The 22,244-nt window shown below is 37.5% G+C and carries 22 protein-coding genes and 1 tRNA gene; 15 read left to right on the top strand and 8 right to left on the bottom strand.

All coding sequences use genetic code 11. The features are described 5' to 3' along the window. Window positions 1-3 precede the first annotated feature (3 nt). From GZ22_RS05105 to pgaC, 3 genes are read right to left on the bottom strand one after another with little or no spacing between them, the layout of a single operon-like run. Entirely contained in the window at window positions 4-879 is an 876-nt protein-coding gene (locus GZ22_RS05105; protein WP_038559440.1) for a polysaccharide deacetylase family protein, read from the bottom strand. Next, window positions 876-1,325: a poly-beta-1,6-N-acetyl-D-glucosamine biosynthesis protein PgaD gene (gene pgaD, locus GZ22_RS05110; protein ID WP_038559442.1), complete on the bottom strand. Its 450-nt coding sequence runs from the start codon at window positions 1,323-1,325 to the stop codon at window positions 876-878. The genes GZ22_RS05105 and pgaD overlap by 4 nt, the downstream gene beginning before the upstream one ends. Then, window positions 1,286-2,536, bottom strand: a complete 1,251-nt coding sequence (gene pgaC, locus GZ22_RS05115) for a poly-beta-1,6-N-acetyl-D-glucosamine synthase (protein ID WP_051748052.1) — start codon at window positions 2,534-2,536, stop codon at window positions 1,286-1,288. The genes pgaD and pgaC overlap by 40 nt, the downstream gene beginning before the upstream one ends. Window positions 2,537-2,940: 404 nt before the next feature. On the opposite strand from pgaC, the gene GZ22_RS05120 reads away from it, so the two are divergent. After that, window positions 2,941-3,141 (top strand): cold-shock protein, encoded by a 201-nt coding sequence (locus GZ22_RS05120; protein WP_038559445.1) that lies wholly within the window; start codon window positions 2,941-2,943, stop codon window positions 3,139-3,141. A gap of 144 nt (window positions 3,142-3,285) precedes the next feature. Here GZ22_RS05120 and GZ22_RS05125 read toward each other — a convergent pair whose 3' ends face one another. The 3 genes from GZ22_RS05125 to GZ22_RS05135 all read right to left on the bottom strand — a co-directional run bounded on the left by GZ22_RS05125 (window position 3,286) and on the right by GZ22_RS05135 (window position 6,153). Further along, entirely contained in the window at window positions 3,286-3,723 is a 438-nt protein-coding gene (locus GZ22_RS05125; protein WP_038559448.1) for a hypothetical protein, read from the bottom strand. 129 nt (window positions 3,724-3,852) lie between these two features. Further along, complete coding sequence (locus GZ22_RS05130; RefSeq protein ID WP_038559451.1) at window positions 3,853-5,286, bottom strand: MDR family MFS transporter; 1,434 nt, start codon at window positions 5,284-5,286, stop codon at window positions 3,853-3,855. Window positions 5,287-5,298: 12 nt separating this feature from the next. Further along, window positions 5,299-6,153, bottom strand: a complete 855-nt coding sequence (locus GZ22_RS05135; protein ID WP_038559454.1) for a TetR/AcrR family transcriptional regulator — start codon at window positions 6,151-6,153, stop codon at window positions 5,299-5,301. A gap of 183 nt (window positions 6,154-6,336) precedes the next feature. Here GZ22_RS05135 and GZ22_RS05140 point away from each other — a divergent pair. The 7 genes from GZ22_RS05140 (at window position 6,337) to paiA (ending at window position 16,145) form a co-directional block, all read left to right on the top strand. Next, window positions 6,337-6,409 (top strand) — tRNA-Val (locus GZ22_RS05140). A 392-nt stretch (window positions 6,410-6,801) separates the two neighbouring features. After that, window positions 6,802-7,764 (top strand): DNA/RNA non-specific endonuclease, encoded by a 963-nt coding sequence (locus GZ22_RS05145; RefSeq protein WP_038559457.1) that lies wholly within the window; start codon window positions 6,802-6,804, stop codon window positions 7,762-7,764. Window positions 7,765-10,198: 2,434 nt separating this feature from the next. Further along, complete coding sequence (locus tag GZ22_RS05155; RefSeq protein ID WP_038559463.1) at window positions 10,199-10,966, top strand: SDR family NAD(P)-dependent oxidoreductase; 768 nt, start codon at window positions 10,199-10,201, stop codon at window positions 10,964-10,966. A 1,066-nt stretch (window positions 10,967-12,032) separates the two neighbouring features. After that, window positions 12,033-12,329, top strand: a complete 297-nt coding sequence (locus tag GZ22_RS05160; RefSeq protein WP_038559466.1) for a hypothetical protein — start codon at window positions 12,033-12,035, stop codon at window positions 12,327-12,329. Between the two features lie 1,056 nt (window positions 12,330-13,385). Continuing rightward, window positions 13,386-14,744, top strand: a complete 1,359-nt coding sequence (locus GZ22_RS05165; protein ID WP_038559469.1) for an amino acid permease — start codon at window positions 13,386-13,388, stop codon at window positions 14,742-14,744. 405 nt (window positions 14,745-15,149) lie between these two features. Then, window positions 15,150-15,602, top strand: a complete 453-nt coding sequence (locus GZ22_RS05170) for a MarR family winged helix-turn-helix transcriptional regulator (RefSeq protein ID WP_038559473.1) — start codon at window positions 15,150-15,152, stop codon at window positions 15,600-15,602. A gap of 24 nt (window positions 15,603-15,626) precedes the next feature. Further along, window positions 15,627-16,145, top strand: coding sequence for a spermidine/spermine N(1)-acetyltransferase (gene paiA, locus GZ22_RS05175; protein WP_038559476.1), 519 nt, complete (start codon window positions 15,627-15,629; stop codon window positions 16,143-16,145). A gap of 86 nt (window positions 16,146-16,231) precedes the next feature. On the opposite strand, the gene GZ22_RS05180 is transcribed toward paiA, so the two are convergent. Next, complete coding sequence (locus GZ22_RS05180; protein ID WP_038559480.1) at window positions 16,232-16,411, bottom strand: hypothetical protein; 180 nt, start codon at window positions 16,409-16,411, stop codon at window positions 16,232-16,234. A gap of 163 nt (window positions 16,412-16,574) precedes the next feature. On the opposite strand from GZ22_RS05180, the gene GZ22_RS05185 reads away from it, so the two are divergent. The 5 genes from GZ22_RS05185 to GZ22_RS18825 all read left to right on the top strand — a co-directional run bounded on the left by GZ22_RS05185 (window position 16,575) and on the right by GZ22_RS18825 (window position 19,636). Beyond that, entirely contained in the window at window positions 16,575-17,378 is an 804-nt protein-coding gene (locus tag GZ22_RS05185; protein WP_038559483.1) for an HAD-IIB family hydrolase, read from the top strand. A gap of 60 nt (window positions 17,379-17,438) precedes the next feature. After that, window positions 17,439-17,819 carry a VOC family protein gene (locus GZ22_RS05190; RefSeq protein WP_038559486.1) on the top strand — a complete coding sequence of 127 codons (381 nt, stop codon included), beginning with the start codon at window positions 17,439-17,441 and terminating at the stop codon, window positions 17,817-17,819. 18 nt (window positions 17,820-17,837) lie between these two features. Beyond that, a complete protein-coding gene (locus GZ22_RS05195) occupies window positions 17,838-18,398 on the top strand; it encodes a maltose acetyltransferase domain-containing protein (RefSeq protein ID WP_038565670.1) in 561 nt (186 codons plus the stop codon). A 15-nt stretch (window positions 18,399-18,413) separates the two neighbouring features. Further along, window positions 18,414-19,412, top strand: coding sequence for an ROK family protein (locus GZ22_RS05200; RefSeq protein WP_051748054.1), 999 nt, complete (start codon window positions 18,414-18,416; stop codon window positions 19,410-19,412). 62 nt (window positions 19,413-19,474) lie between these two features. Then, the gene (locus GZ22_RS18825; protein ID WP_038559490.1) at window positions 19,475-19,636 is read left to right on the top strand and encodes a hypothetical protein; all 162 of its coding nucleotides are present in this window, start codon (window positions 19,475-19,477) and stop codon (window positions 19,634-19,636) included. Window positions 19,637-19,738: 102 nt separating this feature from the next. Here GZ22_RS18825 and GZ22_RS05210 read toward each other — a convergent pair whose 3' ends face one another. Next, window positions 19,739-20,083 (bottom strand): winged helix-turn-helix transcriptional regulator, encoded by a 345-nt coding sequence (locus GZ22_RS05210; protein ID WP_038559493.1) that lies wholly within the window; start codon window positions 20,081-20,083, stop codon window positions 19,739-19,741. Between the two features lie 266 nt (window positions 20,084-20,349). Here GZ22_RS05210 and GZ22_RS05215 point away from each other — a divergent pair, with 266 nt between their 5' ends. Both GZ22_RS05215 and GZ22_RS05220 read left to right on the top strand, forming a co-directional pair. Then, a complete protein-coding gene (locus GZ22_RS05215) occupies window positions 20,350-21,189 on the top strand; it encodes a sulfurtransferase (RefSeq protein ID WP_038559496.1) in 840 nt (279 codons plus the stop codon). A 49-nt stretch (window positions 21,190-21,238) separates the two neighbouring features. Then, on the top strand, window positions 21,239-22,216 hold the full coding sequence (locus GZ22_RS05220) for an aldo/keto reductase (RefSeq protein WP_038559499.1): 978 nt from the start codon (window positions 21,239-21,241) through the stop codon (window positions 22,214-22,216). Window positions 22,217-22,244 lie beyond the last annotated feature (28 nt).

A 22,244-nucleotide genomic window follows, 5' to 3' on the forward strand; every position in this document is an offset into this window, starting at 1 on the left:
TAGCTAAGCTTCATCCTTTTTCTGTTCTTCTAAATAAGGCAATATGATTGATTCAAATGTTTCCGGATTAGTAACAATTCGGTTCAAATAATAAGCGTCATCTTTTACAGTAATTGATTGCGGCGCAAGAATAGCTGCTTGTTCGAAGCCGGCGTCTTTGACAACTTGAGCAACCTTGTCATTCGTATTTCCATAGGGATAGGCGAAGGTGATAGGATCAATATCTAAATGTTTCTCAATCGCAGTTTTACTTTTCTCTAAATCTTTTGCGAAGGCATCTAGATTATTATCATTCAGAAACAGTGGTTTGTCTGCTTCAAGTCTGTGCATATCGTATGTATGCGACCCGATTGTTGCAAGTCCACTGTCGACCATTTTCTGTATCTGCGGCCAAGTAGCCATCTGCAGATTCTGAAAGTCTTTCTCTCCAACATGTCCAGCGATCACATAAAGAGTAAAAGATACTTTCTCTTTTTCCAGAATCGGAAAAGCATTTTCATACACAGTCCGATCAATATCATCAAAGTTAATCCACACGCAACGATCCGGAAAAGATCCTTTTTTCTGGTAGCGATCGATGTCTTCTGGTGTAACAAAGGTAACGTCCATACTTTTAAGCTTTTGAAGTTGCGCCTCGAAATCATTGGTATAGACACTATATCGTGTCAGCTCATCCGACCGAGTGAAGAATGAGACAGTCTTATTAAAGATTGTCGGGCGTCTTACTCTATGATAATTCAATCCTAGGCAGCCATCTTGATTCAAAGCATGATCAATCTTTGTCTCTTCGGCTACGTCAGCCTCAAACAAGTGAATAGCACGAAAAGTAATCAACCCTAGTATTATTACACCAAGTAGGATTAAAAGAATTCTTCTCATTTTTCTAAATCTCGTACCGGATTCTTCTCAAACTCAATATAATTGCTCGTTTGCAGTTTCTTAATTGTTTCTGCTGGAATGAGTTCCAGCTTCTCCAAGTCATCTACTGTAGCTGGCATTGGAGACTTGCGTCGCGTCTTGCTTCCAAAACGTTTCTTATTGTACGTTCTCCAGAATAAGAAGTAGAGAAGGAAGAACAAAAAAATACACACGCCAATCAGCATGAACGTCCGAACCTCGGCATTTGAAGTCTTGAAAGCAATTTTCAATATGCCGCTGTACCGATCATTTGTATCGAATAAAGCAGAGGCGAAAAACCAAACGACAAACAGACTATAAATCCAGATAAGCAGTGTGAATAGCAGGCTCACAATGAACCGCGGTAAAGACTGCTTTTCGAGAATAATCACTTGTTCCTGCTTATCCCGCGGTCTGGGCTTTTCCATGTCGCATAGCCTCCTTTATAACGTGATGCAATGGCACGAGGAAACGCACTCATAACGACACCTGTATTAACGATCCAATAAATAGCAGGATACCAGGATGCCCAAAGGTAAAACCGTTTCACTTTGTCATACTTCGAATCAATGTGCAAAGAAATGAAGAGTTGGATTAGACTCATAAACACAAGGGCGAAGGAAGTAAAAGTGATCCAGATGAGCATTTGCTGGAAAGTCTCTGCAGTTAGCAGAAGTGATACGGTCACAAACAACCAAGCGAATGCCCAAATCGTACTGATCCATTGTTCTAAGTAAACAACCCAAATACGGCGCTGATTCCAGCGGAACAGCACACGCCAGTGGCGCAGCATAACTTCCTGTCCGCCTTGTGCCCAGCGGACGCGCTGCTTCCAAATTCCTTTCAAACTCTCCGGGACAAGCATCCAGCATAGTGCCCGCGGCTCATAGCGAATATCCCAAAAGCGCTGCTGCAGCTTCCAGCTGACAGCGATATCTTCGGTGATCATATCACGATCCCATAAACCTACATCTAAAAGAGCTCGCTTACGAAACGCAACGACAACTCCTGAAACCGTCATAACTTTTCCGAGAATCCGCTGCGTCCGCTTGATTGCTCCAATAATAGAGGAGTACTCTACAAGCTGCATCCGGCTAAGCAGTGTATTTCGATTCCGTATGCGCGGGTTCCCGGTAACGGCTCCAAGACGCTCCCCCTTATGAAGGAAATGATGAATCAAATAATATGGCGCATCATTATCAAGAATCGCATCTGAATCCAAGCAAAGCAGAAACTCACCTCTGGCTGCATGCGCGCCGAGATGAAGAGCATTCGCTTTTCCGCGGTTTTCATACGACTGAATAACTCGGATGCTCGGATGTTTTTTACTCAGCATTTTCAGGATGGCTGCCGTATTATCCTTGCTGCCATCATTAATCAAAATGATCTCTTTCTTCGGATAATCCAAACCTAGTAAATTATCTAAAGTCTCTTCAATTGTATCTTCCTCATTATAACAAGGAACCAAAAAACTGATCAGCGGCCAATCAACCTTATCAAAATCAATTTTTGGGTCTTTATCACGAAACCATATATAGACAAGCGTACCAGCAATCCAAAACAGCGACATGACAAATGGGTACCAAAAAACAAAACTGGCAATGCCGTTTAGCCCTGGTACGAATATATTATCGAACATGTACTTGCCCACCTTCACGTATTACGCAACTGCGCTATCAAAGTATAATAGATTGCCACATAAAAAGCACGAATAATTTGTATATATATGTAAAATAAAGTAAAAAAACGAGGAATTTTGAGCTGCCTAGAAGCAGTAGTCTTTGGTCAATTCTATTATCATATTGGAGATACTTTATAAAACCCCAAGGCAAGGGGGATGGATATAAGTAAGATAAATCCAGGTTTTTACACTTTAAAATTTATCTACTTTTCTGTATTTGCTATATTCAATTCTATATGTTATGATGAATTTAGTTATTTTTGTTCGGTGTAAAATTTGCAAGAAGCATTTTATCTTGAGATAGTATGTTTGAACAAGGGTAGTAATATATTTGTGGGCAACCCACAACAGGAGGCAATATCATGGAACAAGGTACAGTAAAATGGTTTAACGCAGACAAAGGTTTCGGTTTCATCGAAGTTGAAGGCGGAGAAGATGTATTCGTACATTTCAGCGCTATCCAAGGCGAAGGCTTCAAATCTTTAGACGAAGGTCAAAAAGTTACTTTCGATATCGAACAAGGTCAACGCGGAGCACAAGCTGCTAACGTTAACAAAATCTAATTTAGTTAAAAAGACTCCTTCGGGAGTCTTTTTTTCTTTTTTAATATACCTAATAGTGGTGTATTGATGACTTGGTATAGACTGCAAAGGGTATTTTTAAGGCAAAAACAAAACCGATCAACAGTTGTTGATCGGTTTTTCTATTTAAGGGTGTGTGATTTCTACAACATCATTTTTAGGAGTTATATATTCTACTCCCATCGATAAATCACCATTTCCGCGTTGTATTTTAGCATATTCAAACGTGTTGTCATCTTTCACTACAACTAAGAGCTCTACGTCATCCATTAATGCCATACCAACTGGATCATGAAACTTTAATCCCAATATATCTTTCATATCTGCTTCCTCAGTATAAGGATGAAACATATAAGCTCGTTCCCAATCGTATGTTATTAAATCTCCGATATCAATAGTCTTGCTATTGTCTTCCTTTATTAGCTTATTTAAGCTTTCTTCCAATTCTTTATCGTGTTTAACTGATAAATAAGGTACAGCGAAGTATACTAGAATTCCTACTATAGCTAAAACACAAAAGATTATAATTATTACTTTTTTCTTAATGATAAAAATCGACCTCATTGTTAGCATTTATTTCCTATTATAATCTAATGCCCTACATAAGTACATTTTTTCCAATAATAGAAAATAGGCAGAAGGTCATCAGATTATTACTGGTGAGCTTCTGCCTTGGAGTTCAATCATTTCTTTTTATTTATCCACACTTAATTTTTTCGTTTGTGTACTTCTGCCATCAGAATCATTTTTCTTTCTCAAGAAGAAAGCTAAAATCAAACCAATTGCTGATAAGATAACTGCTGCAATAAATGCAGCACCCATACCAGTCACCTGTGCATCAGCGGGATTAGTGAAGTCACCATACTTAATCGTATTGGTCATAATAGTAATCAAAATGGCTGTACCAATTGAACCGCCGACTTGCCGGAATGTATTGTTCATTGCCGTCGCGTGCGGAATTAAGTGGTTTGGAAGTGCGTTGATTCCAGCTGTCGTTAACGGCATCATGACAAGGGCTGTACCAGCCATACGCAATGCGTAGATAACAATAATGAACGTAAGGGATGTATCCAATTCCATGAAAGCGAACGGAACAGTTGTCACAGTCATCAGAAGGAACCCGACGATGGCCAGCAGTTTCGCCCCAATTTTATCAAAGATAATCCCAACGAATGGAGACAGAACACCCATCACGATCGCGCCAGGCAGCAGCATCAATCCGGAATGGAATGCACTGACATCACGAAGGTTCTGCGTATACAATGGCAGGATAGTTTCTGTCCCAATCATCAAACCGAAGACTAGCATCCCCATTATGGTTGTGATCGTAAAAGTGAAGTTCTTGAACACCCGGAACTCCAGCAACGGTTTTTCCAGCTGCAGCTGTCTGACGATGAACAAGATCAATGACAATGCACCTACGCCAAGTGTGCCCATTACTTCCCAATTCACCCAGCCATTCGTACCGGCAGAACTGAATCCATAAAGGATACCACCGAAACCAATAGATGAGTAAACGACAGAAAGCACGTCGATTTTGGATTCCTTTAAAGTAGTTACATTCTTCAGGATAAAAATCGCCAAAATTAAATCAATGACGGCAATTGGCAATACGATATAGAACAGGTAATGCCAAGAGAAACTATCTACGATCCAGCCACTTAGCGTAGGGCCGATAGCTGGAGCGAACGCGATAACTAGCCCAAACATCCCCATTGCTGTCCCACGTTTTTCCGGCGGGAAGATGGTCAGGAAGACAGTTTGCATGAGCGGCATCATAATACCAGCACCGATTGCCTGAATGATACGGGCAATTAGTAAGAGGCTAAATGATGGTGCAACTGCCGCAATTAGTGTCCCGATGCTGAATGTAATCATGGCGAACAGAAATAGTCTTCGTGTGGAATATTTCTCTATTAAAAATGCTGTTATCGGAATGAGTATCCCGTTTGTCAGCATAAAAGCAGTAGTTAGCCACTGGCCTTGATCTGCGGTTATATCAAAATCTTGCATGATATGGGGCAGCGCCGTAACCAACAATGTCTGGTTTAAAATTGTCACGAATGCACCGATGATGAAAATCGTGACCGTTGCTTTTCGATTAATCTGAGCGGTCTGATTCGCCATTTGTATTCCTCCTCATAACAGTAGCCGAATTGCTCGGATACTTTCTTTCAAAGTATTGTGTTGATCTAAGTAAGTTAGCAGCGCTTCAATCAAATAGGAAGCGGGCTCAGTTTTAAGTAATTCTTTCTCCAAATGATCAACAGCTTCTGTCAACGAACTGTCCTGTAAGTCGGTTACAGTTATTCCGCGTATTTGCTGTAAAATTGTATGCAGTAATTCTTCTTTACCAGGAGCATCTGGCAAATCAGCATGAAAATGCAACTGGATATGCTGCTCATTAAGAAGTGGAGGACGTGTCAACTTGTCTTTAACTATTGCATCCATTACTAGCTTCAATTCATGTGCAACATCTGCAGGATCTCGTAGAATTGCACCATCTGCCATCATTTTTAAATAAGGGTTTAGCAACCCTAACAGATTGAGCGTCATATCCCATTTGAATGGCTCCACTTTTTCTCCATAAAGATTCAGCAGCATATCCTGATGCCACTTGATTAGAATAGCGCGAACATTGTTCATATGCCGCTGCAGCTCAGACGATTCCTTAAAAGGAGGGGAAAACATCAGCATTTGAATGAGATGTTTGTTTTCTTTAAAAGAATCAATCTCCATCACAATCTTCCGCTCAAATCGTGCCGCAGGGGATAAGCTCTTGTCAGCCTCTATCAAAGCGGCCTTATTTGTCAGCTGCTGATGATTGTATTGAATAAGCTCATTCAGCAAAGCTTCCTTAGAATCGAACAACTTATATATAGAAGCCTTCGATATTTTACAAGCCTCCGCAATCGACTGCATAGATACTTGCTGGAAGCCGAACTCTGCAAACTTATGCTTTGCAGCAAGTATAATTTCTGTTTTACGATCCATCACATCACCTCACTTAAAACTCATGGGTTTTATAAAAACCAACAGGTTATCTTTGGTACTATACGCTCCTTATAATAGGAAGTCAATTTATGTGTTTTAGATTACCCGAATTAACATTTCCTAAAAGCGTTGACAAGCCTATATATCTTTTATAAAATAATACAAGACGTTACATTACATATCGATTCCGTAGCTCAGTTGGGAGAGCATTACCTTGACAGGGTAGGGGTCGCTGGTTCGAGTCCAGTCGGAATCACTAACTTAAAAAGGCTTGAAACCCTTGGTACATAAGGGTTCAAGCCTTTTTTTATGCTTGTTAGCTGAAATTAACTGGCATAGATTGAAATGCTAACATTTTGCTAACGAAAAATTCGTACAATGTACGAAGACCAGTTGGGAATGAGGTAGTTACTGCGCGTAATTGGGTTAGAGAAGATGTCTATCAAATAATAAGTGTAGGTAGCAGTATATTAAATATCAATTAGAAGTACTAATCACTAATATTAGGTCAGGAACTCTATGAATCCCCTAGGGAAAATTTTATATAGATATATTAACTTATCCGTCTTGGAATTTAGAATATCAATATATAATTAGACTTTTAGAGTGTTAGAGTGATTGGTATGAAACTTATGGGAGAGTTCTAAAATGAAGAAGAAAATAAACTATTTAGTCTTACTTTTAACAATTATCTTTATGGTTGGTTGTACCAATGTAGAAGATGCAGCCACTACCGATAAAGAAACAGTTTCTAAAGTAGTAGCAGCAGAGAATCCAGATACAAAAAGTGAAAAGGAGGAAGCTGTTGCGGAGGTTGGGGAGGAACCAGAAGGAGAGGAGTCTGATGTAGAGGAAACCGCAACCGGAGCAAATAAAGAAGAGTTTCCGGGATACGATATTCTTGAAGTCGATGGTGGTAATTTGTCTGGCTATCGTCAACCGAACGTGGTCGTTGATATTGGTTTTGGGGAACGTGAATATTGGGCGTTTACTAACGAGCACGGGCAATTGGTACGTGTAATTGCTGAGGAAATTATTTTACAAGATGACAGTACCGAACCTGTAACATCGTCTGGTAGATACTATTCTGATGAGGCAAAGGTTCCTGGTGTCGAAAGTGATATTTTAGATGAAGGACATGTCATTGCTGATTCTCTCGGAGGGGTCTCGAATGCTTATAATATCACTCCTCAAGAAAGTACGCTCAATCGACATGGTGATCAAGCGTATATGGAAAAAAGTATTCGTGATGCAGGTGGAGCCACTAATTTTGAAGCCATTATCACCTATCCGGATACGGAAACGCAGATTCCTTCAAGTTATAAGTATACATATACTTTAATGGGTAACGAGATCGTTGATACATTTGACAATGTGAACCCTGATGAAGTAAACGAATCACTGGGACTAACCGGAAATAAGGACTCCGATTCCGAATCAGCAAGTTCCTCCACAAATGAAGGGGATCTTTCTAGTGTTGATACAAACGGTAATGGACAGGTTACAATCGCAGAAGCAAAAGCAGCAGGGTTCAGTATGCCAATAACGAGTGATCATTGGTTGTACAAGTGTATGAAAGATAATGATAACGACGGTATGGTTGGCGAGTAAGCAGCTAGATTTAATAGAGAGATAACAAAAAGGACTAATCACTGCTTTAGCGATTAGTCCTTTTCTTTCTTTCCTGCCCACTTTTTAATGAGTCGCTTAATGGGTTTGCGACCCATCCTTATAATCTGTCATTAGGGGTGACGGCTCCTGTCTTATAGGCCGCTTCAGGAAATAGCGGCGAATCTTTCGGTTGGCATACACTTAGAAACAAGCTAACACTAGGATTTTCAAGGAACTCAAACTTACGCAGGAAGTTTCTATAAAGTAGTATAATGTAGTTTTTTTGCCTCTTAAGTAAGTACGGTGAACTGTACCATAAGTAAATGAGGTTTCTGTCGGTGCTAAATGAGACTGCTAAGAGCTGGGTGGACGTGTATAAAGAAGAATCTCTGGAGAGTTTTACAAAAGGATCTTCTTAAAGAGGTAGTGAATAAAATCTAATCTCAGGTTGGAGATTCTGTTAAATAAATTTATGGAAGAACCCGATATTATAAGTAACATATTAATTTAAATGAGGGATGAATTTTGAACGAGAAATCGAAAAATAATATTAAATACGTACTTAAGAATCATTTATTTGAAAGCACATCATTAATAGCAATTATAACATTGCTTTTATATATGTTCTCCTTTGTGCTAAAACTTGGTTATTATTCAGCTTTTCGAATACCAAGCCAACTTGTACAATTTAATTTAAACAACATAGCTATATTCGGATAGCTATATTCGTTACTGATATTATAGGTTTTTTTATTGCACTACTCATTATTGCTTACGCTATAATTATTTCAATTCCTTTAACCAGAACGGCTATCGAGGCGGAAGGGAAATTTGTAGATAGTTTAAAGCAAAAGGGATTTTCTGAAAAAATTTACAATTATATCATGGGAGTAACACTTCTAATCCTATCAGTAATTGCGTTGGTAATTCTCTTTTTATATTACAAGATCATATACTTGCTAATCACTCTAAGTATAATTGCCGTTGTTACACTACTTTGGATATTGTTTAGAATGGATAATAAGTATTATATATTTAAAGTATCTGTATTCTTTTTGTCAGGCATCTGTATCTTTTATATATCGTGCCTTTTAATGGGTGAACGATATGCAAGACAGGAAGAAGTTTTCCCTGTTACAAGTATAGATAATGATACATATTTAATTATAGATGTCTACGAAAAGGATCGTTATATTGTAAAGAAATTAGAAGATAAAAAGGTGCATAATACATTTAGGATTGTAGATATGAAAACTGTTGAGGACATTGAGTATAAGAAGATATTTGATAGGTAAAACATTACATAGAGGTTAATCTCTTTATTTTTAGTGAATAAATTCTACTACTTGATGGGAGCGAAGAGAAATCCTAAATAGAATATTAGTGAAAAAACCAAGACCTCATTATTTATTTAACGAAGTTTTGGTCTTGGAGTTCTATTGATCGTATGAACATTCGGAGAATAATGATTGGCACAGATATTATTTCTGCAACTTTAGTAGCAATGATTCCCTTCTTCAGCTCTATTAGGCATATATATCTTTGTCTATTTTTTCTCTTCGTTTCAAAAGCTTTCTTTGAACCAGTAGCACTTACTTATGTTACGAATATTGTTCCAGAGAAAGGGAGGAAGCAGGAGCACTGCTACTTATTACCTCGGTTAGTATATCAATTGAGGGTTCATTAAGGAAGCTAAATAAAACTAATTATGAAATCCTTGAAAAATTACGAAACAAGGATAAATAATGTGTTATTCAAAACAATAGTTCTTCCATTATAGGGGGAGTTAGTTGAAGATGAGATCAAAATAAGACCTAACATTTTAGATATGTCTAATATGTGTGGCTCTTTTAATACCAAGCGTTAAAGTCTTATAACCTAAATATAACATTGGTTGTACAAGTATATGCAAGATAATGATAACGACGGTATGGTAGGCGAGTAAGCCGCTAAATTTAATAGAGATAACAAAAAGGACTAATCACTGCTTCAGCGATTAGTCCTTTTTACTTCTTTAAAGCCCACATTTGATCAGTCGCTTAATGGGTTTGCGCCCCCTCCTTATAACCCGGCAGTAGGGGTGACGGCTCCTGACTTATAGGCCGCTTCAGGAACTAGCGGTGAATCTTTCAGTTGGCATACTCTTTGAAACAAGCTAACACTAGGTTTTTCAAGTAACCCAAACTTACGCAGAAAAGGTACTGCGATTATAAGCATTATGATCGCAGTACCTTTTAATCATGAAAGAATCTCCTCTATATAAACAAAATTATCATAAGTGTCTATTTAATAGACACATAATGATATCTTAATGATTGTCAATTATAAACAGAATAGTACAATTGAATTAGGGAAAAGATAAAAATAAAGAGCCATATTTTATTTTTATCTTATATTACTTTTTGCAATCTTTAATTACAAGGGGGATTTAAAAATGAGTTTTGAAGACAAAGTGATTATAGTAACAGGTGCAGCGGGCGGAATTGGGAAAGAAGTAGTAAGAAAAGTAACAAATGGTGGTGCAAAGGTAGTACTGGTAGATTTAAATAAAGAAGCAATTGAAGCTGTACAATCAGAGCTTCATTTAACTCAAGATAACAGTTTAGTTGTACAAGCAGATGTATCAAGTGAAGAGAATGTTAAAAATTATGTAGATCAAACAATCGCTAAATTTGGTCGAATTGATGGGTTCGTTAATAATGCAGGAGTGGAAGGACCAGCTAAATTAATAGAAGAAATTACAGAAAAAGACTTTGATTTTGTATATGGAATCAATGTTAAAGGTGTGTTATTTGGTCTTAAGTATGTATTACCTGTAATGAAACAACAAAATGCTGGTTCCATTGTTAATACATCATCTGTAGCTGGATTAACTGGAGCTCCAAGTATGGGGCTATATAATTCATCTAAACATGCTGTAATGGGTATTAATAAAGTAGCAGCTTTAGAAGTAGCAGCTCATAATATTCGTGTGAATACAGTTAACCCTGGTGTTATTAACACAAAAATGATGCGTAATATTGAATCAAATGTATCAGAAGATGCGGAAGCTGCAAAACATGCTTACAACGATGCTGTACCAATGAAACGATATGGTGAGCCTAATGAAGTAGCAAATCTTATTGCATTTTTACTATCTGATGAATCATCTTACGTTACTTCATCTTCTTATACTATTGATGGTGGTTTGTATAACGTTTAATAATAAAGATCTAAGTTTCAAGAAAAAAGGAGTAGGAACATTTCTACTCCTTTTTTACTTGAGTAATTAGAATGCAATAAAAAATATACTACCTATTACAATTATGGTTTCATTCTAAAGAAAAAATAAGTTGTGAATAATTATACTTAAATTAAAGGGGGCTATCCTTAAATAAAAGGGAAGCCTTTTTCTTATGGTGCTATAGGGGAAGGATAGTTGAACAAGGAATAAGTGATATTAGCTGGTAAAGAGCTATTGTATTTGTTGAATCCCTTCATATATAGGTGGTATAAAATGGAATAAAAACCTTAATATCGAAAGATCCCAGTGAAAAAGCACAGGGTGAACAAGCTTTACTAGAACGTTAGTTGTCAAAATGAAATTTAGTAATGTATTTAAAGTAAAACAGGTGAGCCGCAAAATGAGGCTCCACCTGTTTAATTTTTATTTGTCTAATTTTCAAAAGCTCTTTTAAACGACTTTGATATATCGCACATACACGTTCGTTGTCAGCTTGTAGCTCTTGGATTCGTGTATTGAGCTGAGCTTGTTATTTCTCTTAGTATTTTTTACAAGTGCATGTTCTAAAACTAGTTCATTATGATGGAGGGAAGTGGTTTGCTTGTCTTTTGCTGTTCTTCAGCCAGATGGATTAGATAGATGCTATAGCTTCTTTTAAAATATCATAAGAACGAATTTGTTTCTTTTGATCAAATATATAGGAGTTAACCATTAATTCATCTGCAAAGGTGTAGCATTCATAATGTGTGGATGAAAATCATTAGTTTGTGAATTGTTACACTTAAACTATCGGGTGCTTTAATTGAATAAGAAAATATACAAAGGACCTAACATATTAAACATATCTAAAATGTTCGGTCCTTTTATTATCAACTCATTTCCCTATATAACCTAAATATAACATTGGTTATACCCGAACATGGACGATCGTGATAATGACGGAATGGTAGGTGAGTAAACCCCTAGATCTTTTTCTCGGGTCCTTAAACCCAAATTCTGGAGCTTTATACAAAGATCCAGTAAAAGGAAGGATATTAAGTAGAAAATGATAAATATTTTAAAACTAGTTTATGATGGAAAATTATCAGAAGATGATGCTTATGAAGCTATCGATGAAATTACAGATAAATTTCATCGTGATGAGTTAGAAGGAAGCATTCGAGAAGATTTAAAAATGGATATACATGAGTGGACTGCATATGCATACGGGATAGATTTAAGCATCTTAGCAACTTGGCGAGTAGAAGGATGGCCCAGATTTTGTGCAAATTGCATGCAGATTATAAACTACGATGATGGATTTGTTATACTAGATGAAGAACTAGTTTGTACAAAATGTTAAGAGAACTATATTTAAATTAGTTAGTTGTTTAATGCGAGCTAAATTAATTATAGAAACCGCGATAGAACAAGGAGATAGCTAGGTTACAATGGTAAATCAGCTATTTCAAAGGTGTACGTAAACATTTACGTACACCTTTTTTTATTGGCGTTACTGCAGTGCCTTTACAGTCACCACCATGCCAGAAGGATAAAGGTCAATTCATCGAGCATTAGTTGTTCTATTGATGGGCTATTTGCAGCGTCTAAATCATAATTATCAATACCCCAAACAGAACTCACAAAAGTAAAGCCCTTATAGAGGGCTTTTTCATTTGTACAGATTATGATTTGTGTTTCTAAAGCAAAATTTAACATCTTTAATTAAATCAGAAATAGAAACATCTTCATTTTTTGGATATTGTGCACCAAAGATATTAAATGACATTGGCGAATTATCACTAATAAAGTTATCTCAGAAACTAAGATCCACCTCATTGTCTGTGTCCTCACCGTGTTTGGTTTTATCACTATTCAATAAAAACATAGAAGCTAAAAGACTGATAACTACAATGCCAACTAAAATAAAAATGATTCTTTTCTGAATAGTCATTAGATGATACTCCCTATCAAAATTATTTAAAAACTACTTGCAAATATGTGTCCTTTCTAGGAGCGTAATGGTAAGCTTTTTTCGCACTACCAATCTGTTTCCCAGTCTGAATCACTACATTCTAAAAGATTGAAACCCCTGGTACATTAAGGTTCCAAGCTTTTTTTATTTACCAAATTAATAATTGCATTGTGTAATGAGCTCAATATGAAAAATCATGGTAGAATTTTATGAGTGTTCTAAGTCCAAGCTATTCTAGACTTTATATTCAATTTTTAAGAAATCGATGTAATTAATCATTTAAATATATTTAAAAGAATTTGAGTAGTTAACCTCAAGCTGTTTTATAGCTAGGTGTGTATTTTGATGAAAATATTGTTATTATAGCCTAAGTACAATATTATGTAGTCGTTCAAGAATGTACGAGAGGCAAGAGATGAGTTTAATGTAGCAAGGGGTTTTGACATGGAACGAAACAACCGATCAAATGATTTACATAAAGGATTGAAAAACCGTCATGTGCAGATGATTGCATTAGGCGGAGCAATTGGAACTGGTTTATTTTATGGTTCTGCTTCAGCCATTGGATTAGCAGGGCCGGCTATTTCACTTGCTTATCTGATAGGCGGCTTGATGATTTACTTTATCATGCGGGCCTTGGGTGAGCTTTCTGTTGATACGCCAAACTCTGGTTCAATCAGTTATTATGCTTATGAAAACTTAGGAGACTTTTTCGGATTCTTCTCCGGATGGAACTATTGGTTTAATTATGTAGCAGTGACGATGGCTGAGTTGACGGTCGTCGGCATATATGTCCAATATTGGTTTCCGGACATACCGACTTGGGTAACTGCTTTCGCATTCCTTATTTTAATTACTTGCGTCAACTTATTAAGTGTTAAGCTATTTGGTGAATTCGAGTTTTATTTCGCACTGATCAAAGTGGTAGCTATTATTGGCATGATAATTCTCGGCTTGATAATCATCTTCACAGGAATAGGAAATAACGGTGTACCGATCGGATTCTCAAATCTTTTTGATGAAGGAGGCTTCCTGCCGAACGGGATGACAGGTGTACTTCTCTCACTTGTACTCGTTATGTTCAGCTTCGGTGGCGTCGAGCTAGTAGGTATTACAGGTGGGGAAGTTGATACACCAAAAAAGACTATTCCAAAAGCAATAAATCAAGTTGTTTACCGTATCCTGATTTTCTATGTGGGTGCATTACTCGTAATTATGTCTATCTTCCCATGGAATCAAATTGATGGGGAAAGCAGTCCATTTGTCCAAATACTCGATGGTATCGGTATACCGGCAGCAGCTGGAATATTGAATCTTGTTGTCTTGACTGCAGCTATTTCAGCGCATAATAGCAGTTTGTACAGCAATGGCCGCATGTTGCACTCCTTAGCAAAGCAAGGCAACGCACCGCAGTTCTTACAGCGAGTGGGGACCCGGACAGGAGCACCAGTACCAGCTATTTTACTCTCTTCAGGAGTAGCAGGAATTGCTGTTATTATCAACTTCTTATTCCCGGAAAAGGTATTTAGCTACGTGATGGCAATCGCAACGGTTGCAGGCATCATCAATTGGATAATGATTGTTACTATTCATTTGGCATTTCGTAAGCGCATAGGTAAGAAAGCAGCAAGCAAGCTATCCTTTAAGATGCCGCTGTATCCGTTATCCAATTATGTCGTACTGCTATTCCTAATAGCGGTAATTGTTATTATGGGCTTTATTCCGGATTATCGTCTGGCTCTTTATATATTGCCAATATGGGTACTGATACTTGTTATAGGATATAATCTAAAGAGAAAATGAAAAATGCGTGTCCATTATAAGGACACGCATTTTTTTAGGGTTTTACTGCTCTCTTACCGTACATACAAATAGAATATTAGTTATGCACTGTCCTTTATACAAAAAATGAATTTGATCAGCAACATAATCAGAACTATAATCAAGTCCACTTTTTATCCTCCATATAATAATTCCTACCAAAGAAGCTGTCTTAATTTCAATGGATACATAGTTTGTTGGTGTTATTGTATTGCTTGCGTAGCTGTTTTCAATACTTATATATCTAAGCTTTGTAAATGAACGAAGCTTCAGAATTTTGAGATTTACTACTTGCGGATTGCATATTCAAGTAAAGGTTTTTTGTTGCAAATGCAACAAAAAACCTTTACTATTTATACATAGCAAAAAATAAATGGAGTTGTAAATATGAAGGAGATTCTACGCGAGATAGGAATGATAGCTAGAGCACTGGATTCTATAAGCAATATAGAATTTAAAGAATATGATCTTGCCAAAGGGCAGTATTTGTATCTGGTTCGAATTGTTGAAAATCCAGGAATTATTCAAGAAAAGCTAGCAGAAATGATTAAAGTAGATCGAACAACTGCAGCGCGTTCTATAAAAAAGCTTGAGATCAATGGCTTTATTGATAAGAGAGATGATGAGCATAATCAAAAAATCAAGAAACTGTTCCCAACAGAAAAAGGGGAACGTGTTTATCATTTCATAAGAAGAGAAAATGATCATTCGGATAAGGTTGCGTTAGCTGGGTTATCTGAAGAAGAAGTAGAAACCATTCACATTCTTCTGCAAAAAGTCAGAAATAATATTGAAACAGACTGGGAATATGTGAAAAAAGGAAACAAGCGAAACTATTGATTATGTGAGGGAGCTATACATTTCATGACGTCTATAAGTATTAAGAAATGCAGCATAAAAGATCTACAGATACTTCAGAGAGTTAGTGTCGAAACCTTTACCGATACATTTAAAGACCAAAATACACCTGAGAATATGAAGGTTTATTTGGATAAAGCATATGCCTCGAATAAGCTGGAAAATGAATTATTAAATACCTCTTCCCAATTCTTTTTCATATATTTAAATGAAGAACTGGCTGGATACCTTAAGGTAAACACAGATGATGCGCAGACTGAAGAAATGAACGATGATTCACTAGAGATTGAAAGGATATATGTAAGAAGTAAATTTCAAAAACAAGGGTTAGGCAAATACCTAATGAACAAAGCAATAGAATTAGCTACTGAATCAAGAAAAAATGTTATTTGGCTTGGGGTATGGGAAAAAAATCAAAACGCAATTGATTTTTACATTAAAAATGGTTTTGTTAAAACTGGAGCTCATTCCTTTCATATGGGTGATGAAGAACAAGTGGATTATATATTGACTAAAACATTATAAGGTAAAAATAACCTACATTATGCATGAAAGAACAACAAGCTGTCAGCTTGTTGTTCTTTTTAATTACAGCTTTATTTGCAGGTTAATTAGTTGTGGAGGTCAGATTTGCTGATGTTGTTTCTATTTGTATTTATGTAGCTTGCTGCGTCTCTTTTGGCTTTTTGTGCGATAGCTGCAGAGATTTCATCTGGAGAATGAAAAAGATCTTTAGGAGTGGTGACGGTAATAACGACTACAACGAGAATGCCGATCAATAGCAATAACATCTTACGTCTCCTTTGTTTATTCTAATTATTCTCATTATAAATATGCTTTGTGTACATTATGTGTTGTCTTCCAATTCTTTTCGAATAAAAAATTATTGACATGAAATCGATCCCAGGATGTATGCTTCATTCGTACTTATCACAAGTGAAGGGGATATGATATATGCTAAAACTGGTTGTAACAGACTTAGACGGGACTTTTTTGAATAACAAGGGCAGCTTTGACAAAGAACTCTTTGACGAAACTCACAAAATGATGAAAGAAAACGGTGTAATCTTTGCTGCTTGTACAGGGAAACAGTGCGAAAGGGTCGAAGAACTTTTTGAAGGACATTCTGATATTTGGGTGCTGGGAGATAGCGCCACTCGCATTAAAAGAGATGGTGAACTGATAAAAGATTTCCCACTCGATAAGAAATTGGGGAATGACCTTATACGTAATATTGAGGCTAATAATCAAAAGGTAACTGTGATTGCGTGTACTGGAGAGTCTGCATACGTAAGGTCAGATATATCTGAAGCTGACTATAAAGTAGTCCGAAATTCATACAAGGAAGTTAAAAAAACGGATGATTTAACTGCTATTGAATCTGAGCTTGTAAAAATTACTGTCTTTGATAGATCACTTGGTTCGGTGGCACTTAAAGAGCACTTGTTGAAGCAGACATACACTGCACCGATGTATATGGTCGCTTCTGAACCGGCATGGCTGGATATTACAGCAGCTGACGTTCACAAAGGGAAAACCGTGCAAAAGCTGCAAGAAATTGTGGGGGCGACGAAAGAAGAAACGATGTCTTTTGGAGATGGGGAAAACGATGTTGAGTTGATGGATATTGCAGACTATAGTTTTGCAATGGCGAATGCTTGTGACAATACGAAAGCAGCAGCCAGTTTTATAACGAAAACGAACGAAGAAAATGGAGTACTGCTAACGATTCAGAAAATGATTAACTTGATGAAGTAAATTATCTTATGTACACTTATTAAACTAGTTTAATAAGTGTTGATGAAAGGGAGCTAACGAATGAAAATTGAACATGTAGCCATCTGGGTGAAAGATATTGAGCGTATAAAGAAATTTTACACACATTATTTTGGAGCTGAGAGTAACAATCTGTATGTAAATGACAAGAAAGGTTTTGCTTCTTATTTCCTTACTTTTTCAAGCGGTTCCAGATTGGAACTAATGAAAAAGGTGGGAATTGATAAAGAATCACAGCCGGATCAATTAGGCTGGGCACATGTAGCATTTTCTGTAGGAAGCAAAGAAGAGGTTGATATATTAACTGAAAGACTCAGAAATGACGGTTATACGATCCAGGGTGAACCTCGTACAACAGGAGATGGCTACTATGAAAGCGTCATAGAAGATCCAGAAGGAAATATCGTAGAAATTACTATATAGGAGGATGGAAAAGAAATGTTGTTAACAGAAAAAGAGAAAATGGCAGCAGGTGAATTATACCTTTCAGGTGACAAAGAATTAGTGCAAAACAGAGTCGAGGCGCAAGAGCTAATTTATCAATACAATTATACAAGAGGTTATGAGGAAGAGCATCGTAAAGAGATACTGAAGCTGCTGTTGGGATCTGCTGATGAAACAACAACCATTATGCCAACATTTCGCTGTGATTATGGTTTTCACATCCATGTTGGAAAGAATTTTTATGCGAATTTTGATTGTGTTATGCTGGATGTATGTGAAATACGTATCGGAGATAATTGCATGTTTGGCCCTGGGGTTCATATCTACACAGCAACACATCCTCTGGAACCAGCAGAACGCAATTCTGGTCTAGAGTATGGCAAGCCGGTCACCATTGGAGATAATGTATGGATTGGCGGACGCGCGGTAATAAATCCAGGAGTTGTTATCGGCAATAATGTAGTTGTTGCTTCGGGGTCTGTTGTAACAAAGAGTGTACCTGACAATGTTGTGATTGGAGGCAACCCTGCACGTATTCTCAAAGCTATTGAAGTATAGAAGGAAGGTATTACGTTGGATAATCAGATGACAATGCAGGATCAGGTGAAAGCAAACATTATAAGAGGTATACGGCAAGCGCTGTTGAACACTCCTAGTATGTCAAAAGCGGAAATCACAAACTCTCTTTCGATAAGCTTTCCAACTGCCAGCAAGTTCATCAAGGAGATGGTGGACCGAGGAGAAGTGCTCTCCTTGGGCCTGTTACCATCTGCAGGAGGCAGGAGAGCTCAAAGTTATGCTTATAATCCTGACTTTGCACATACATTGCTAGTTTACTTGGAAAAAGAGGAAACAAAGTATGTCATCACGGATGCCTTCAACAAAAAGATACATGAAGATACTGCGGAGAGCTTCTTAAAGCAGGAGCCAAATACTTTATCTGCATTTTTGAAAAAGAAACTAGCAAATGATCCTTCCATCCGAACAATTGCAATGGGCATACCCGGAGCTGTAAACGGAGACGTAATAAGCTACATTCCTGAATATCCTCTCTATGCAAACCAAAATATGAAAGATATTTTAAATCTTCCAGTTGAAGTAGCAATTGAGAACGACATGAATGCTGCTGTTATCGGTTACCAGAACAGAAAGGGTCTAACCAGTGAAGCGTCCCTTGTCTACATATATATGGGAGCAAATGGACCAGGCGCGGGTATTCTGATTAATGGAAAACTAGTAAAAGGGCACACGATGTTCAGTGGAGAAATCTCATTTATTCCGTTAAATGATAAAGAACGATTCCTTCCAGAGAGTGGCTTTGATATAAAAGATGAGAAGTCTGTATCACTAATCTCAAAATTAATTCAAACCATCAGCGCATTGTTAAACCCGTCGCAAATTATCTTCCACCAGTCAGAAGTGAATGAGTTGTTTCTGAGTAAAGCTAACGAAAATGTAAGGCGTTATTTTCCATCAGAGCACCTGCCTGAATTGTCTGTAAGCGATTGGGATAAGGACTATAAGGAAGGGCTTTGGGATATCGCTAAATTGAAGTTGATTGATATGAAATAACTTTTTGTCAGCATGTGATAGAGGCTGGATATACTGAATCGGTTTTATAGAAGGTGATTAAAATGTACAAAATTATCATACCATCGATACTAGCGATATTTGCCTCATGGTTAATACTGCAGCTCTCACTAAATATAAGTATCTTCAAGAATCCGATGAATTACTTTATAATGTTTATCATCGTCTTTTTGTTTATTAGGATGATGAAGGACAAAAAGAAGTAGTAAGAATCCGTACATTTTAACAGCTGATGCAAATAAAAACACACTCACATAAACGGGAATTAGTCCCTGCATGTGAGTGTATTTATTTTACTGAGCCTACCATCATTCTGCCTCTTGCATATCTTTTAGCGTATTTAAATATTCTACTCCCCAAGTATCCATTGCGGAAATGATCGGACGCAATGAATTTCCTAATTCACTGAGTTCGTATTCCACTCTTGGCGGCACTTCTGCGTATGCATATCGAACTAAAATGCCGTCTTGTTCCATTGATCGAAGGTTCTGGGTCAAAACCTTTTGGCTGATACCGTCTATACTTCTCCTAAGCTCATTGAATCTTTTTCTTTCCTTTAATAATTGTTGTAAAATGAGTAGTTTCCACTTGCTTCCTATTAGGCCGACTGTCGTGGCAACCGGGCAGACTGGTAGATTTTCTTTTGCTATCAAACCGATATACCTCCATTAGTATCAAAAGGGTTGTTAGTTTAATTTATATCCCTACGGTTTCATTGTAACTTTATATCTGGAGTGACTGCAACAAAAACCTCACGGAAGGAACGCTGTAAAATAATGGCCTTCGTTGAAACTAAAAGCATTACCTTCGAGAACTTGAAGGAAACGAACATTTCTATCTAGTATATATAATATGTGTGAGGATTTTTAAAGAATAGATTTAAAGGCTTTTATTCTAAATTTGTTAGGGGTTATGCAAGGTGAATTTTGTTGTGAGTAAGGAATGGCTGTATGAACAATTAAATAATGAGCAGGTTAAAATTGTCGATTGCCGTTTTGATTTAGGGGATCCGGAAAAAGGAGACAGGCTTTATAAAAAAAGTCATATTCCTGGTGCTGTCTATTTTGATTTAGAGAAACAGTTATCCGCTCCTGTCTCAAAGCATGGAGGAAGGCACCCACTGCCACACATAGCCCAATTTAAATCCGACATTGAGAAAGCCGGAATCGACAATGCAAAGACGGTAATTGCCTATGACGGTGGAGAAGGATCTTATGCTTCCCGGTTTTGGTGGCTGCTTCGATTTTTAGGTCATGAAAACGTAGTTGTACTGAACGAAGGCTTCAAAGGTTGGGTTGAGGCAGGCTACATGACGACAGAAGATATACCTGAATATGAAACAGCTGAATTTACAGTGAATATTAGAAGAGAGATGCTGGTTTCTTATGAGGAAGTAAAAGAAGTTGTCGAACAAGAGAAAAAGTCTCCAATATTAATAGATTCAAGAGAGGATCGACGCTACATAGGAGAAGTGGAACCAATAGATAGAATACCGGGCCATATCCCGGGTGCCATCAACAAGTTTTGGGCGGAAGGATTGGAACAAGGTTCATTTAAAGATAGCAAGGAACAAAAGAAAAGATTTGCTGAGCTGGATTCTAAAGATCCAATCATCGTATATTGCGGATCAGGCGTAACAGCAGCCCCTAACTACATTGCTTTGAAAATGGCTGGGTTTGATAATGTGAAATTATATGCTGGAAGCTATAGCGATTGGCTTTCATATGAGGAGAATCCAGTAGAAAAGGGAAAAAAATAAAAATGAGATTCATGTAATATAAATTAAATTTTAGATTGGAGATCTTCACATGGACTATCAATACCTTGGTAAATCTGGTTTGAAGGTAAGCAGACTTTGTTTAGGTACAATGAATTTTGGTACAACGACAGAGGAAAAGGATGCTTTTCGCATTATGGATGCAGCACTTGATGCCGGCATTAATTTCTTTGATACAGCGAATGTATACGGTGGTGAAAATCCTGGCCTTACAGAATCTATTATTGGTAGATGGTTCAAACAAGGCGGAGGTCGAAGAGAGAAAGTAGTACTAGGTACGAAAGTGTACGGAAGCATGCGTGATGCTGCTGATGGACCAAATGATGAATCTGGATTATCAGCTTATAAAATTCGGCGCCATCTTGAGGAATCTTTAAAGCGTTTACAAACGGAACATATCGAATTGTATCAAATGCATCATATTGATCCAGCTGTAACGTGGGAAGAGCTTTGGGGAGCGTTTGAATTAGGAATCAACCAAGGAAAGATAGGCTATGTAGGCTCCAGTAACTTTGCAGCATGGCAGCTTGCCAACGCTCAAAATGCTGCAAAGAACCGACACTTTTTAGGGCTGGTATCGGAGCAGCATAAATACAATCTGAACTGTCGTTTTGCAGAATTAGAAGTACTGCCAGCAGCGAAACAACTTGGAATAGGAATGATTACTTGGAGTCCTCTGGATGGAGGTTTGCTCGGACGGAATGCTCTCAAAAAAATGCCGGGAAGTCGAAGTGATAAGATTGGTGATAAAATCAATGCGCAGAGAGCGCAATTGGAACAGTTCGGACAACTGAGTGAGGAATTAGGAGAAACACAGGATAATATTGCCCTGGCTTGGCAGCTTGCTAATCCTGCTGTTACAGCGCCAATTATCGGGCCGCGTACGGTTGAACAATTTGAAAGTACGTTACGTGTACTGGAAATCAATCTAGATGATTCTGTTTTAAAACGGCTGGATGAGATTTTCCCAGGTCCAGGCGGCTCGGCACCGTATGCATATGCTTGGTAAATAGAGAAACTCCTGGATCCACTATGGG

Origin of the sequence: Terribacillus saccharophilus (genome assembly GCF_000725365.1) — a bacterium.
Classification (GTDB): domain Bacteria; phylum Bacillota; class Bacilli; order Bacillales; family Amphibacillaceae; genus Terribacillus; species Terribacillus saccharophilus.